The organism is Embleya sp. NBC_00896, assembly GCF_045207785.1.
Taxonomy (GTDB): Bacteria; Actinomycetota; Actinomycetes; order Streptomycetales; family Streptomycetaceae; genus Embleya.
On sequence record NZ_CP108776.1, the window covers coordinates 463,005 to 477,374 of the forward strand.

Annotated in this window: 7 protein-coding genes; 3 read left to right on the forward strand and 4 right to left on the reverse strand. The window is 71.1% G+C overall.

All coding sequences use genetic code 11. The annotated features are described in order from the left end of the window. Positions 1 to 21: 21 nt before the first annotated feature. From OG928_RS02050 to OG928_RS02065, 4 genes are all read right to left on the reverse strand, one after another. Positions 22 to 6,801, reverse strand: a complete 6,780-nt coding sequence (locus OG928_RS02050; RefSeq protein ID WP_406278246.1) for an amino acid adenylation domain-containing protein — start codon at positions 6,799 to 6,801, stop codon at positions 22 to 24. Between the two features lie 249 nt (positions 6,802 to 7,050). Beyond that, on the reverse strand, positions 7,051 to 8,409 hold the full coding sequence (locus OG928_RS02055; RefSeq protein ID WP_406278249.1) for an MFS transporter: 1,359 nt from the start codon (positions 8,407 to 8,409) through the stop codon (positions 7,051 to 7,053). Between the two features lie 15 nt (positions 8,410 to 8,424). Continuing rightward, positions 8,425 to 9,015 carry an ArsR/SmtB family transcription factor gene (locus OG928_RS02060; RefSeq protein ID WP_406278252.1) on the reverse strand — a complete coding sequence of 197 codons (591 nt, stop codon included), beginning with the start codon at positions 9,013 to 9,015 and terminating at the stop codon, positions 8,425 to 8,427. A gap of 132 nt (positions 9,016 to 9,147) precedes the next feature. After that, on the reverse strand, positions 9,148 to 12,039 hold the full coding sequence (locus OG928_RS02065) for an AAA family ATPase (RefSeq protein ID WP_406278255.1): 2,892 nt from the start codon (positions 12,037 to 12,039) through the stop codon (positions 9,148 to 9,150). 295 nt (positions 12,040 to 12,334) lie between these two features. Between OG928_RS02065 and OG928_RS02070 the strand changes: the two genes are divergently transcribed. From OG928_RS02070 to OG928_RS02080, 3 genes are all read left to right on the forward strand, one after another. Continuing rightward, complete coding sequence (locus OG928_RS02070) at positions 12,335 to 12,697, forward strand: ArsR/SmtB family transcription factor (protein WP_406278258.1); 363 nt, start codon at positions 12,335 to 12,337, stop codon at positions 12,695 to 12,697. A gap of 107 nt (positions 12,698 to 12,804) precedes the next feature. Then, positions 12,805 to 13,038 carry a hypothetical protein gene (locus OG928_RS02075; protein WP_406278261.1) on the forward strand — a complete coding sequence of 78 codons (234 nt, stop codon included), beginning with the start codon at positions 12,805 to 12,807 and terminating at the stop codon, positions 13,036 to 13,038. After that, the gene (locus OG928_RS02080; protein ID WP_406278264.1) at positions 13,032 to 14,279 is read left to right on the forward strand and encodes a malic enzyme-like protein; all 1,248 of its coding nucleotides are present in this window, start codon (positions 13,032 to 13,034) and stop codon (positions 14,277 to 14,279) included. The genes OG928_RS02075 and OG928_RS02080 overlap by 7 nt, the downstream gene beginning before the upstream one ends. Positions 14,280 to 14,370 lie beyond the last annotated feature (91 nt).

Here is a 14,370-nt window from a genome sequence, read left to right on the forward strand (position 1 = left end):
GCGGTAGCGGAAGGACGATTCCTAGGAAAGCTGGTCTTCGAGTTCGAACAACTCGATGAGCTGGGTCTTGATACCGGCGATCGAGGGCAGCAGGAACAGCTTCCTCAGGCTCACCCGCACCCCGGTCGACATTTCGATCCGGTTGACCAGCTGGGTGGCCAGGAGGGAATGGCCACCGAGTTCGAAGAAGCTGTCGTGCACGCCGACCCGATCGACGCCGAGAATTTCCGTCATGACGTTTGCGATCGCCATTTCGATCTCGTCGCGCGGAGCCACGAAATCCGCATCGGTATCCCCGCATTCTCCATCGGGCGAGGGCAGTGCCTTGTGATCGACCTTGCCGTTCGGGGTGAGTGGAAGGGCGTCGAGGATCACGAAAGCGGACGGCATCATGGCGCGCGGCAGTGTCTCGCCGCACCAGGCCCGGAGCGCCGGTACATCGATGGTCCGATCGAGGGCGGCGACGCAGTACGCGGTCAGCCGCTTGTCGCCGGGGCTGTCCTCGCGGACGACGACGGCGCAGGTGCCGACGGTCGGGTAGGACAGCAACGTGGCTTCGATCTCCCCGAGTTCGATGCGCACGCCGCGCAGCTTCACCTGCCGATCGACCCGACCGAGCAGGTCCAGGTCGCCGGTCGGGGTGAACCTGCCGAGGTCGCCGGTGCGGTACATCCTGGCGTCCGGCGCACCCGCGAACGGGTCGGGGACGAATCGCTCGGCGGTCAGCTCGGCGCGGTTGTGATAGCCGCGGCCCACGCTGGCCCCGCCCAGATACACCTCTCCCAGGACGCCCGCCGGCACGGGTCGGCCGGCTCGGTCGAGCACGTAGACGGTCTGGTTGATCATCGGCCGTCCGGCCAGGACGGGACCTTGCGGGTGGGTGCGGGACGCGCGCCAGAACGTGGTGTCCACCGAGACCTCGGTGGCGCCGTACAGGTTGATCAGGTCGCCGGGAAAGCCGTCGACGAATCGGCGCACCAGGGACGGCTGGAGGGGCTCACCGCTGCAGAACGTGTACCGCAGGTGGGTGCAATCCTCGGCGTGCACTTCGGCGACGAACAGCTCCAGCAGGCTGGGGACGAAGTGCAGCCCGACGACGCGGTGGTCGCGCATCAGCCGCGTGACGCACTCCATGTCCAGGCGTTCGGCCCCGGGTACGAGCACGACCTTCGCGCCGCGCCACAGCGGCCAGAAGATCTCGTAGGCAGACACGTCGAAGGACAGCGGCGTGGCCTGGAGGAACCCCTCCCCCTCGGTGATCGGGAACTCGTCCTGCATCCCCGCGAGGTAGTTGACGACGCCCTGGTGCTCGATCCGCACGCCCTTGGGCCGGCCGGTGGAGCCACTCGTGTGGATGACGTAGGACAGGTCGTGGGGGCCGGCGAGCGGGGCAGGGTTGGTACGGGGCCGGCCGGCGATGACGGGCCAATCGTGGTCGATGGCCAGGTACGGGGTGTCCGCGGGCAGCCGATCCGTGTGGCTCGTGTGGGTGACGATCAGGGGTGCCGCGGTGTCCTCGACCAGGTAGGCGAGCCGGTCGGCGGGGTGGTCCGGGTCGAGCGGGACGTAGGCGCCGCCGGCCTTGAGGATGCCGAGCAGGGCGCAGATCATGTCCGGGCCGCGCTCCAGGCACACACCGACCAGGCTGTCCGGGCCGATGCCCAGGTCGCGCAGGTGATGGGCGAGCCGGTTGGCCCGCTCGTTGAGTTCCCGATACGTGAGGGTGTCCGACCCGCAGGTGAGTGCGGTGGCGTCCGGGCAGCGTTCGGCCCGCTCCTCGAAGAGCCGATGGACGGTCGCCGTGTCCGGGTAGTCGGCGGCGGTGTCGTTCCACTCGACGAGGATCCGCCGCCGTTCTGCCGGGGCGAGCATGTCGAGTTCCGACAGGCAGGCGTCGGGCCGGGTGGTGACCGCGACGAGCAGGTTGCGGAAGTGCTCGACCAGACGGCCCATCGTGGCGTCGTCGAACAGATCCGTGGTGTAGACGATCGCTCCGTCGAGGCTTCCGTCGGCCGCCTCGGCGAGGTACATGGACAGGTCGAACTTGGCGTCGTGTGCCGTGGTGGAGATGGGCTCGATGGACAGGTCAGGCAGGTTCCAGTTGTTGGTGTCGGGGACGTTCTGGAGGACGAACATGGTCTGGAAGAGCGGGTTGCGGGAGAGGTCGCGTTCCGGCGCGAGCTCCTCGACGAGTCGTTCGAAGGGGAGGTCCTGGTGGTCGTAGGCGCCGAGGGCGGTGTCGCGGACCCGGGCGAGGAGTTCGGTGAAGGTGGGGTCGCCGGAGAGGTCGGTGCGCATGACCAGGGTGTTCACGAAGAACCCGATCATGTCCTCGATCTCGGCCCGATTCCGGCCCGCGATCGGCGTACCGACCGCCACGTCCTCCTGCCCGCTGTACTTCGACAACAACAGCTGGAAGACCGACAGCAGCGTCATGAACAGGCTCGCGCCCCGTCCGGCGGCGGTGGCCTTCACCCGATCGGCGAGCTCCGCCGAGATCGTGAACGGAACAACCTCTCCATCGCCGCTCCGCTCGGTCGGTCGCCGGTGGTCGGTGGGCAGCTCCAGGGGCTCCAGACCGGCGAGATTCGCACGCCAGTAATCAAGTTGCCCGTCCAGTACGTCCCCGGTGAGCCATTCCCGCTGCCAGACCGAGAAGTCGGCGTACTGCACCGGCAGCGCCGGCAGCGCGGCCTCCCGGGCGCTCGTCGCCGCGCCGTACAGCTCGGTGAGTTCGCGGGAGAGGATGGCCACCGACCAGCCGTCGAAGGCGATGTGGTGGACGGTGATCGCGAGGATGTGGTCCGTGTCGGCCAGTCGGACCACGACGGCCCGAAGCAGCGGCCCGGTGGCGAGGTCGATCGGCCGAAGCCCCTCGGTGTCGACGATGCGTCGGGCGGTGTCCTCACGGGCGGCCGGGTCGTCGATGTCCCGCAGGTCGCGAGTGGTGACGGTCATGGGTCGGAGGTCGTCGACGATCTGGGTGGGCCGGCCGCTGTCGTCGGCGACGTAGCGGGTGCGCAGGACTTCGTGGCGCGTGACGAGCGCGGTGAAGGCGGTTTCCAGCGCGGTGGTGTCGAGCGGTCCGGTGATGCGCAGCGCGAAGGGGATCAGGTATTCGGCGCGTGCCGGCTCCAACTGGTCGAGGAACCACAGGCGTTGCTGGGCGAACGACAAGGGGAGCGGGTTGCCGTCCCGGACGGCGGGGGTGATCCGGATCGCCTCGCCCGAGTCCATTCCCTCGACCAGGGAGGCGAGTTCGGCCGGCGTCGGTGTGCTGAAGAGCGCCCGTACGGGCACGTCGACACCCAGCGCCTTCCGCAACCGCGAGGTCACCCGCGTCGCGAGCAGGGAATGCCCGCCGAGTTCGAAGAAGTTGTCGTGCACGCCCACCGACTCCAGGCCCAACACGTCGGCCCAGATACCCGTGACGGCCAGCTCGATGGGGGTACGCGGCGCCGTGTACGCGGCGTCGAGGTCCGGACGCTGCTGGTCGGGGGCCGGGAGGGCGTTGCGGTCGAGCTTCCCGTTGGGGGTGAGCGGGAGTTGGTCGAGCGTGACGAACGCCGCGGGGACCATGTAGTCGGGCAGACCCTGCTGTAGGTGGGCGCGCAGCTCCCCCGCCGTCGGCCCCGCGGTGCCGTCCCCGACGGGGACGACGGGGACGACGTAGGCGATCAGCCGCTCGTCGCCGGGGGTGTCCTCGCGGACCACGACCGAGACCGCGGTGACGGCGGGGTGGGCGAGCAACGTGGCTTCGATCTCGCCGAGTTCGATCCGGTAGCCGCGCAACTTGACCTGGTTGTCGATGCGGCCGACGAACTCCAGTTGCCCGTCCGGGCGCCACTTGACCAGGTCGCCCGTGCGGTACACGCGTCGGGTCGTGCCCTCGACGACGTGTGCGACGAACTTCTCGCGGGTCAGGTCCGGCCGGTTCAGGTAGCCGCGGGCCAGCCCCGCGCAACCGATCCAGATCTCCCCCGGAATGCCCACCGGGACGGGAAGGCCGTGCCGGTCGACGACGAAGACCTCGGTATTGGCGACCGGCCGGCCGACCGGGACGAACTCCGGCGTCCCGTAGATGCGCGAGGTCGTCGCCTCCTGTGCCGCCTCGGTGGGGCCGTACCCGTTCACCAGCGGGACGGACGAATGCTCGAACCACTGCCTGACCTGCTCGTGCCGCAGTGCCTCCCCGCCGAGTCGGACGAGCCGCAGGTCCGGCCCCAGTCCCTCGGGGCCGTCCAGTTGCGCCGTCAGCGCGGAGAAGGCCGAGGGCGTGAGCCACGCGACCGTCACGCCGGCGGTCCGGAGCAGGGCGGCCGACGTGGACGGATCCCACTGGTCCTCGCGCAGGACCAGGGCCGCGCCGCAGGTGAGCGGCGCGAAGATCTGGCCCACCGAGGAGTCGAAGGCGATCGAGGCGAACTGCAACAGGCGGTCGTGATGCGTCAGTTCGAGCTCTCGGCGGGTTTCCCGCATGCGGGCGGCGAGCGCGCCGTGTTCGATCTGGACGCCCTTGGGCTTCCCGGTGGATCCGCTCGTGTAGATGGTGTACGCGAGGTTTCCCGGGCCGGCGGCGGGCTCCGGGTCGGTGGCCGGTTCCCCGGAGACGAGCGTCGACCAGTGCCGGTCGACGAGGAGCCGGGGGGTGGTGGCCGGGAGCCGGTGCGTGTGGCCGGCCTGGGTGATGATCAGGGGTGTGGCGGAGTCCTCGATCATGTAGGTGAGCCGGTCGGTGGGGTAGTCGGGGTCGAGCGGCAGGTAGGCGGCACCGGCCTTGAGGATGCCGAGCAGGGCGCAGATCATCTCCGGGCCGCGATCGAGGCACACGGCCACCAGCGAGTCGGGCCCGACGTCGCGGGTGCGGAGGTGGTGGGCGAGCCGGTTGGCCCGTTCGTTGAGTTCCCCGTAGGTGAGGGTGCCGGCGCCACAGGTGACCGCGAGGGCGTCCGGACGCAGCGCGGCCTGCTCCTCGAAGAGTTGGTGGACGGTCACCGCCGCCGGCCCGTCGGTGCCGATGCCGTTCCACTCGACGAGGATCTGCCGGCGTTCGGCCGGAGTGAGCATGTTCGTCGCGGAGAGGCGGGTGTCCGGGTCGGCGGTGACCGTGGCCAGCAGAGTCTCGAAGTGCCCGGCCAGGCGCACCATGGTGGCCTCTTCGAACAGGTCCGTGGTGTAGACGATCATCCCGTCGAAGCTGCCGTCGGCCGCCTCGGTGACGTAGCACGTGAAGTCGAACTTGGCGTCCTGGGCCTCGACGCCGATCGGTTCGACGGTGAGGTCGGGCAGGTTCCAGCCGGCGGTCTCCGGGGTGTTCTGGAGGACGAACATGGTCTGGAAGAGGGGGTTGCGGGAGAGGTCGCGTCGGGGGGCGATTTCCTCGACGAGTCGTTCGAAGGGGAGGTCCTGGTGGTCGTAGGCGCCGAGGGCGGTGTCGCGGACCCGGGCGAGGAGTTCGGTGAAGGTGGGGTCGCCGGCGAGGTCGGTGCGCATGACCAGGGTGTTCACGAAGAACCCGATCATGTCCTCGATCTCGGCCCGGTTGCGACCCGCGATCGGCGTACCGACCGCCACGTCCTCCTGCCCGCTGTACTTCGACAGCAGCAGCTGGAAGGTCGCGAGCAGGGTCATGAACAGACTCGCGCCGTTGCCGGCGGCGGTCTGCCTCGCCCGCTCGGCGATGTCGGCCGGGATGGTGAAGGTGACGGCGTCGCCGTCGCCGCTGCGGCGCGCCGGCCGGCGGTGGTCGGTGGGCAGCTCCAGCGGTTCCAGACCGGTGAGCCGCTCACGCCAGTAGCCCAACTGCTCGTCCAGCACGTCCCCGGTGAGCCACTGCCGCTGCCAGACCGAGAAGTCGGCGTACTGGAGCGGCGGCGCAGGCGGCGCTTGCGCCGGCGCGGCCTCGGTGGCGGTGACCGTCGCGGTGTACAGCTCGGTGAGTTCGCGGGAGAGGATCCCCGCGGACCAGCCGTCGAAGACGATGTGGTGCACGGTGATCGCGAGGATGTACTCCTCGTCCGCGAGCCGAATGAGGATGCACCGGAGCAGGGGCCCGGTGGCCAGGTCGATCGGCTGGAACGCGTCGGTGTCGACGATCTCCCGGGCGGTGTCCTCGCGGACGCGGAGGTCGTCGATGTGCCGGAGGTCGTGGCCGGCGACGGTGAGCGGCCTCGGCTCGTCGATGAGCTGCTCGGGGTGGCCGTCGTCGTCCGCGACGAACCGGGTGCGCAGGACCTCGTGCCGGGCCACGAGGTCGGTCAACGCCGACTCCAGCGCGGTGGCGTTCAGCGGACCACGCACGCGCAGCCCGAGCGGGATCAGGTACTCGGCGCGGCCGGGGTCGAGCTGGTCGAGGAACCACAGCCGCTGTTGGGCGAACGACAGCGGGAGCGGGCCGCCGTCGCGGACGGCGGCCGGGATGGTCGGGTCCTCGGGGGTGTCCCACGCAGTCGGCACGAGGCCGTCGAGTTCGGTGCCCTCTTCGAACAGGCGCCGCGCGCGGAGGAATGCCTGTTCGGCGAGGTGGGACGAGACCGCCCGCACGGTCAGCGGCCGCGGTATCGACGTGGCACGCAAAGCGGTGCCGAATTCCCTTTCGACACGCTCGGCCATGTCCTCGGCGAGGGCATCGGTTCCACCGAGGTCGAAGAAGTCGCCGTCGATGAAATCGTGGTCGCCGCCGACCATTTCGATACCGAGAACGGCCCGCCATATCGCGGCGATGCGGATTTCCGCCGGGGAGAGGTCGTCGCGCGCCGCCCCCGCACCCGTGGGGGGAGCCGCAATGGGATTCGTCGTCATGCGTCCACCAGATCCTCGTCGTCGACCGGCTCCGGTCGGGCCTGTGGCCGTCAGCCGATAACGATGCTGGCAGGGCCCACATGACGAGATAACTGGTTACTTTCGCCCCGCTGTTCGTGGCCACTTGTGCCCGCGACGACGCGGAATGCGCGCCCGAGGATCGGGCTCGGGCGGGGTGTTTCGGGTGCCGGGCTCGCACGGGTGTTTCGGGCACCGGCGGCGACTCGCCCGCCGGCGCCCGGATGGGGTTCAGACGCTCGACTTCTCCGGGACGGGCTCCTCGGTGATCCGCTCCGGGACGGGCGTCTCGGCGATCGGATCCCGGTCGAGCGGCCCGGATCGCGCGGTGCGCTTGCGCATGCCGGTCCACTCGTTGCCCATTCCGGGCACCACGATCGCGACCAGGTACAGCCCGCCGACGATCCACAGCGCGCCGGTCAGGCCGGAGACGGTCACCAGGCCCGCGCCCAGGAGGCCGCCGAAGGGAATGCCGGCCCAGGTCACCGCCTGCGCCAGGGTCTTGACCCGCCCGAGCAGCGGGGTCGGGATGAGTTCGTAGGTGACCGCGCCGATGATCGGGTTGACGAACCCGGAGCCGAAGCCGCCGACCGCGAGCACGACCAGCACCGCCCACAACGGAACGCCCACCGCCATCGCGACGAAGCGCGGTATCCCCCCGATGACGAAGCCGACCAGATAGACCGTACGGCGCGGCAGGCGTTCGGCCACGGCCGCCGCCACCAGCGCGGCCACGATGGAGGTGGCCGCGAAGACGCTGACCACGAGCCCGATCGCTTCCGGGCCGTGCCCGGATTCCTTGGCCCACAGCGGCAGCAGTACCGACATGAACGCCTGGTCCAGCAGGTTGGTCACGGCGAGCATGCCGACGATGGCGCGCAGGAGGCGTGCGCCGCGCAGGAAGTCGGCCCCTTCACGCAACTGCGCGAGATAGCCGGTGGTTTCGTCGACGGGACGCTCGTGGGGTTCGGGGACGGGATTGGCGAGGGTGGTCGAGACGATGAGCGCGGAGAGCGCGAACAGGGCCGCGGTGACCCACAGCGCGTACACGCTTCCGCAGGACGCGACGACGACGCCGGCGACCGCCGGCCCGACCGTGGTGGCGGTGCGCTCGACCGCGGCGGACAGTCCCGTGCCGCGTTCCAGCGACACCTGGGCCGCGCGCGTGGCCGACGGCACGAAGAGGCCCTTGGCGCCGTTGGCCGGCCCGTCCGCGATGCCGACCACGGCCATCAGGGCCAGCAGGGTCCCGAACGAGAGCCCCCCGCCCAGATAGAGCAGCGGCGCGAAGGCCATGGCGATCGCGGAGACCAGGTCGCCGACCACGCTGATCCGCTTCGGGCCGATCCGGTCGATCAGCGGTCCGGAAAGGGCCTGCGAGATGACGTAGGGCACGATCTGACAGAACGCGACCAGGCCGGTCTTGGCGATGCTGCCGGTGGTGGTCAGGACGAACCATGGCAGCGCGATCGACAACACCCGATTGGCGGACAGGGACGCGGCGTTGGCCGCGAGCATCCCGATCAGGCCGCGCCGGGACCGCCGGGCGGGAGGAGCCGTCGCTAACGCGGTGATCTTTTCCGTGGTCATCGTTTTCACTTCCGGTTAGGTGGGGTCGTGAAGGCGCTGATCCTCGGAGTTGGGGAACATCTGGAACTGGAAGGTCACGCGGGCGGCGCCTTCCTGGGACGGAGTCCGGGCATCGGTGCCGCCACGTCGTCTGAGCACGCCGTGGATCTCCGCCATGAGGGCTTTCGCCTCGTCGGGCGTGAGCGTGAGCGCGTAGTCGCCGAAGTCCTGCGCGTCACGCCACTGCGGTGACAGCGCCGGCGTGGCATCGACGGCCCGGAGCAGGTTGTCGGCCCACACCTGCCCGAGCGATTGCAGGAACGCGGCGCCCAGGCCCTCGCTCAGGAGATCGTCCGACACGACGGTGTTGGCGTGCGCGGCCTGCCACCATCGCTCGCGCCGCACGCCGCGGGCGGGCACCTCGACGATGAATCCGTGCTCGGCCAACTGGCGCAGGTGGTAGCTGGTCGCCCCGGTGTTCTTGTCCAGGCGACGGGCCAGCGTGGAGGCCGTGGCCGGGCCGTCCGTGCGCAGGATGCCCAGGATCCGCACCCGGAGCGGGTGTGCGATGCCGCGGAGGTTTCGGGCGTCCAGGCTTACCTGCGCGGGCTGTTCGTTGGACTCCATGCGCTCACAGTACGACTTCAAAGAGATGTTTGCAAAGACTTGCTTGTACTCGTTGGTAACTTATCGCGTGATCATCCGCGCATGCCGAAGACGACGAGCGCGGTCTTCGCGCACGCCGAGGAGCGAAAAGAGCTACAGGTACAAGTCGGTGACCAGGTTGGACAGTTCCCTGCGGTCGGCGCTGTCGAGCTTGCCCAGCAGGCTCGCCACGTGCTTCTCCACCGTCCGCGGCGAGATGAACAGCAGCTTCGCGATCTCCGGGTTGGCCCGCCGCTCGCCGAGCAGCGTGAGCACCTCGAACTCGCGGGCGGTGACGCCGCGGCTGGCGAACCGCACCGGTACCGCGCCGATCCCGGTGCGGCGCTGCATCACCCGAACTCCCGCCTTGCGCAACAGTGCCCGGCAGGCGCCCGCGATGGCGGCGACGTCCACGCCGTGGAAGTGCCGCTCGGCGGTGCGCAGCCAGTCGACCGGCTCGCCCCAGCCGTCGGCGAGCGCCGCCTCGGCGACCAGCCGGAGCACGAGGTGGCGCCCCATCGGGAACGGGGTCGCCGCGGCCTGCGCCTCGGCCATCTTCGCGTCCGCCGCCTTCGCGTCGCCCTCCCGGCCGAGCAGGACCGCCTCGGCGGCCAGCACGAACTGGAGGTTCCAGCGCAGATGGGCGGCCGCGGCGGCACAGGTCTCGACGAGCAGTTCGCGGCCCGCGCGGCCGGCGAGCACCTCCAGGAGCACGCCGAGGCCGTAGCGGCCGGACTGATAGTAGATCGTCGGATGCGTGCGCTCCCACTCGCGGACGCGCGCCATCTCCGCCTCCGCCCCGGGCCGGTCCTCGCCCAGGAGCGCGCAGATGGCCCGATGGCCGAAGACGACCGGAGCGTGGAAGGACTGCTCCCCACCGCGCTGCCGAAACTCGGCCAGGACCAGGCGCATCGCCTCGCGGCGCCCCTGGTGCGCCTGCGCCGCGATCTTGATCACCAGGCAGAACTGGGACTCGCTCTCCTGGTGCATCCGCGTCGTGGACTCCAACAGCTTGTCGGCGAGGGCTTCGGCCTGGGCGAACTCGCAATAGAGCACCTGTTGCATCGCCACGGTGGCGTCCGCCTGCGATCCGGCGGTGACCGCGCCGAGTGTGAGGGCCGCCTGCCGGGCGAGCAGGATCTGTTCGGCTCCCCCGGTGCGCATCAACTCATTGGTCGCCAGGCGTATTTGCGCCCGCAGCCGCCAGATCGGCAGGCCGTGCGCGTTCGCCGTCGCGAACATGTGGCGCAGGTGCACGTCCGCGTCGTCGAAGCTGTGTCGCCGGGCGAGGAGGGCGAGCACCTGGCGGCCCTGGCACGCGGTGGCCGGCAGCGGGATCTCCTCGGCCGTGCGCACCGCACGCAGGGCCAACGCCTCGGCGCGGGCCGCCCGATCGTCGCCCTGGCTGTCGGCCAGGGTGAGCAGATGCGCCTCGACCACGTCGAGCGGCGCGAGGTGGGCCGGCGACGAGGATTCGGCCAACAGCCGCCGAGCCAGGGCCACTTGCTCGGCGGCCTTCTCCCAGTGGCCGCCGACCACACAGACCCAGGCGAGCCGGGTCAGCAGCTCGGCCCGCTGCTGCGGCGCCAGCAGCACCGAACCGTAGAGGTCGGCGCCGCGCCGCAGGGCCTGCTCGACGTCGCCCGCCTCGGTCAGCGCGTACAGCAGCGATTCGAGCACCTCGGCGTGCCGGGCCGCGTGCGAGTGTGCCGGGATCAACTCGAGTGCCCGGTCGAGGAGATGCTCGGCCGAGGCGGCCGCGCCGGCGCCCAGCGCCCTGCGCCCGGCCATCGCGAAGAGCAGTCCGGCGGCCGGCTCGTCGCCGGTGGCCAGTCGCAGTCGTGCGGCCAACTGGCATAACTCGCCCGGGAGTTCCGGGAAGAGCGACTCCACCGCCGTCGCCGCCGCGGCGGCCAACGCCTTGCGCTCGGCCGGCAGCACCCCGCTGGCGAGGGCCTCCGCGGTCCAGGTGTGGCAGAAGGTGCACCAGTCCGGCGAACTGCGGGACGGCTCCAACAACTGGGCCTCGGTGCCCGCCCGTACCAGCGCGTGCAGCTCGTCGTCGGACAGGCCCGACACGCGTTGGAGCGCGGCCAACGGAAACCGCCGCCCGATGATGGCGGCGGCCTGCAGCGCGCGATGCCACTGCGGCCCCAGGCGGCGCGCGCGATCGTTCACGCTGGAGGCCACGGTGGACGGCATGTCCCGCGGCACGTCCTCGACCATCCGCCAGCCGGCGCCGTTGCGGGCGAGCGCCCCCGCGGCGATGCCGCCGCGCAGCAACTCCTCCACCACGAACGGATTGCCGTCGGCGCTCTGGGTCAGCCACCGAGCCACACCGTCCGGCAACTCCCGTGCGGCCACGCCCAGACACTCGGCCGCGAGCTCACCGACCTGCTCGTCGGTCAGCGGTCCGATCTCCATCAACTGCGCCACGCGATCGCGCGCGCTCGACTGCGCCAGGCTCAACGCGGCCGACGGCGCGGACCGGGTACTGACCAGCAGCAGCACGGGCTGGTCGGCCAGGTTGTCGACCAGGTACTCGACGATGCTCATCGTCTCGGCGTCGCAGTCCTGCAGGTCGCCCAGACAGATCAGGGCTCCGCGCCCCCGGCCGACCACGCTCAGCAGGCGCAGTACCGATTCGGCCAGCACGACCAGCGAGTCGTCGCTTTCGTAGGGCACTCCGTTGCGCCACTCGGGAATCAGGCGCCCCAGCGCGGGCCGGTACGGCGCCAGGTCCGGGTCGTCCGGCACCGTGCCGGAGCGCACGATCGAGAACAGCGCCTCGGTGAGCGGGCGAAACGGAACGGTCGCACCGGCCTGTGTGGCCCGACCGCGGAGCACGGCCATGCCGCTGTCCCCGGCGATCGTGACGCACTCCCGCATGAGCCGCGATTTGCCCAAGCCCGCTTCGGCGACCATGAAGATGGCCCCGCCCCGCCCGGCCCGCGCCCCGGCCAACGCGCTCTTGAGAGTGCCAAGTTCCTCTGTACGGCCGATCACATTCGGTGACGAAACCTGCACTCGCGGAATCTACCCCGGTTCCAAGAGCCCTACGCTTCCGTTGAGGTTTTCCCAACGAAGCTCCCCCACGCCACAGCAGGCTCGCGAGACTCGGTCGGCAACTTCCGTGACCGGCAGGGGCATTCGACGTCGGCGCCACCTCGTGCGTGCCGCCTGCCGATCGCCCGCCGATCGCCCATCGGCGACTTGCTAAAGTCTGCAATTGGTAAATTCGCGTGGACGCGAGAAGCGTCGCGAGGACCATCCGTTGTCGATACGGGAAGGACGTGGAGCGGTGGGCGCTCCCCTGTACGAATTGAAGGCGGAGTTCTTCAAGACGCTCGGTCATCCGGTCCGCATCCGCGTGCTGGAGTTGCTCAGCGAACGCGAGTACGCGGTGTCCGAGATGTTGCCCGAGGTCGGCATCGAGGCGTCGCGGTTGTCGCAGCAGTTGGCCGTGCTGCGCCGCGCGAATCTGGTGGCGGTCAGCCGTCGGGAGGGGTCGAGCGTCTACTACACGCTCACCAGCCCCCAGGTGGCCGACCTCCTCGCGGTCGCGCGCCGGATCCTGACCGGCCTGCTCACCGGGCAGATGGAACTCCTGGAGGATCTGCGGGCGACGACGACGCAGGCTTCCCCGGGGGTTCCCGCGGGCTGAGCCCGGATCGGGCCCGGCGTCGCACGTCGGCCCGAACGGCGGCGGCCCGGGGCGGCGGGCGCGGGCATCGGCAGGACGTCATTCTTCAACGAGCGAGGACGCGCACCATGGACGACCGGCGGAAAGCACCCACCACCGGGGACGCACCGCCCCCGGCAACCCCGGGTCGGGCCACCCGCCGATTCGCGCTGCCGCACGGGGTCGGCGACGGGCGGATGGTCACCGGCCACGGCACGGACGGCGCGCCGCCGCTCGGGCTCCTCGCCGGGTCGATCCTCGTACCGTCCGCCGTGTTCGTGGCCGATCCGGCCGACCCCGCGGCCGGGGCGCTGTCGTGTTGAGGCGCGACCCCTCCGGGTCGGACCACCCGGGGGCCAACCCCGCCTTCAGTGTGCGCATCCACGTACCGCCCCACGCCGCCGGCATCGTCGAGGGCGTCCTCGCCGACGCCCCCGGCACGGTGGCGTGGCGGGCCGACGAACCCGACGCCATGGGTACGCGCCGGATCACCCTGGACGCCGACGGCCCCCGCACCCTCTCCTGGCTCACCCAGGCCCTGACCCACCGCCTGGGAGCGGACCTCCTCCACTCGCAGGACCCCGTCTTCGCCACCGCGTCCACCGGCAAACTGACCCTGCGCGTGTGCGCGGCCACCACCACGGGGCACGATGTCGCCCTGCTCGACGCGGACGCCGATCGCCGGGTCGTCTCCCACCTGGCCGCGCACCCCGAGCACACCGACCGCTACACCGGACGAGGCCACCGCGTCGCCCTGATCAGCGATGCCAGCGCCGTCCTCGGCTTCGACGCGCTGCCCCCCGACGCCGTCCTGCCCGCCCTGGAATCCCAGGCCGTCCACCTGCGGCGGGCCACCGGCCTCGACGTCTTCCCGCTTCCGGTGGCAGCGCCCCACGTCGACGACTTGGCCCACGCGGTGCGCCTGCTCGCCCCCGGCTTCGCCGCGGCCGTGCTCGTCCACACGCGGCTCGACCACATCACCACCACCCGCGCCAACCTCGGGCCCACGCCACCGGTCCTGCTCCTCGACGCGGTCAACGACGGCCTCGCCATCGCGATCGCCGCCGCGACCGTCAACGCCCTGGTCAACCGGGGCGTCCACCCGTCGCGGGCCCGGGTCGTCCTCGTGGACCCCGCCCGCGGCGGCGAACTGACCGGACTCCTGATCGCCTCCGGCATCGCCGACCTCACCCTGTTCGACCCGTTCGGACGCGGCGGCGCCGGCGCCCTCCGCGACATCGCCGGCGAGGCCGACCTGATCGTCGACCTCACCGCGTTCGCGACCCCGCCCCCGGGCGTCCCCGTCCTGCGCGCCCGCCCCGACGCGCCGCCCGCCTTCGCCGCCACCACCACCGGACCGCGCCCCCTGCACGCGCTCCCCGGACTGCTCACGGCCGCCACCACCACCCGGCTGCCCATCACCGCGTACGCCAGGATCGCCGCCGTGCGCGCCCTCGTGGAGCACACCCCGGACGGCGCGCTCCTGCCCCCGACGAACCATCCCGGCCTCACCGCCGCCATCGCGGCCGCCGCCTCCCGCGCTCTCGACCCCGACGTGGCGTAGGGCGGCCCACCGACCCGCATCGACGGCACCGCGAAGACCACCACGTCGGGCACGGCCCCGGGCGCGATGCCTCGACCTGGCCGGGGTCGCC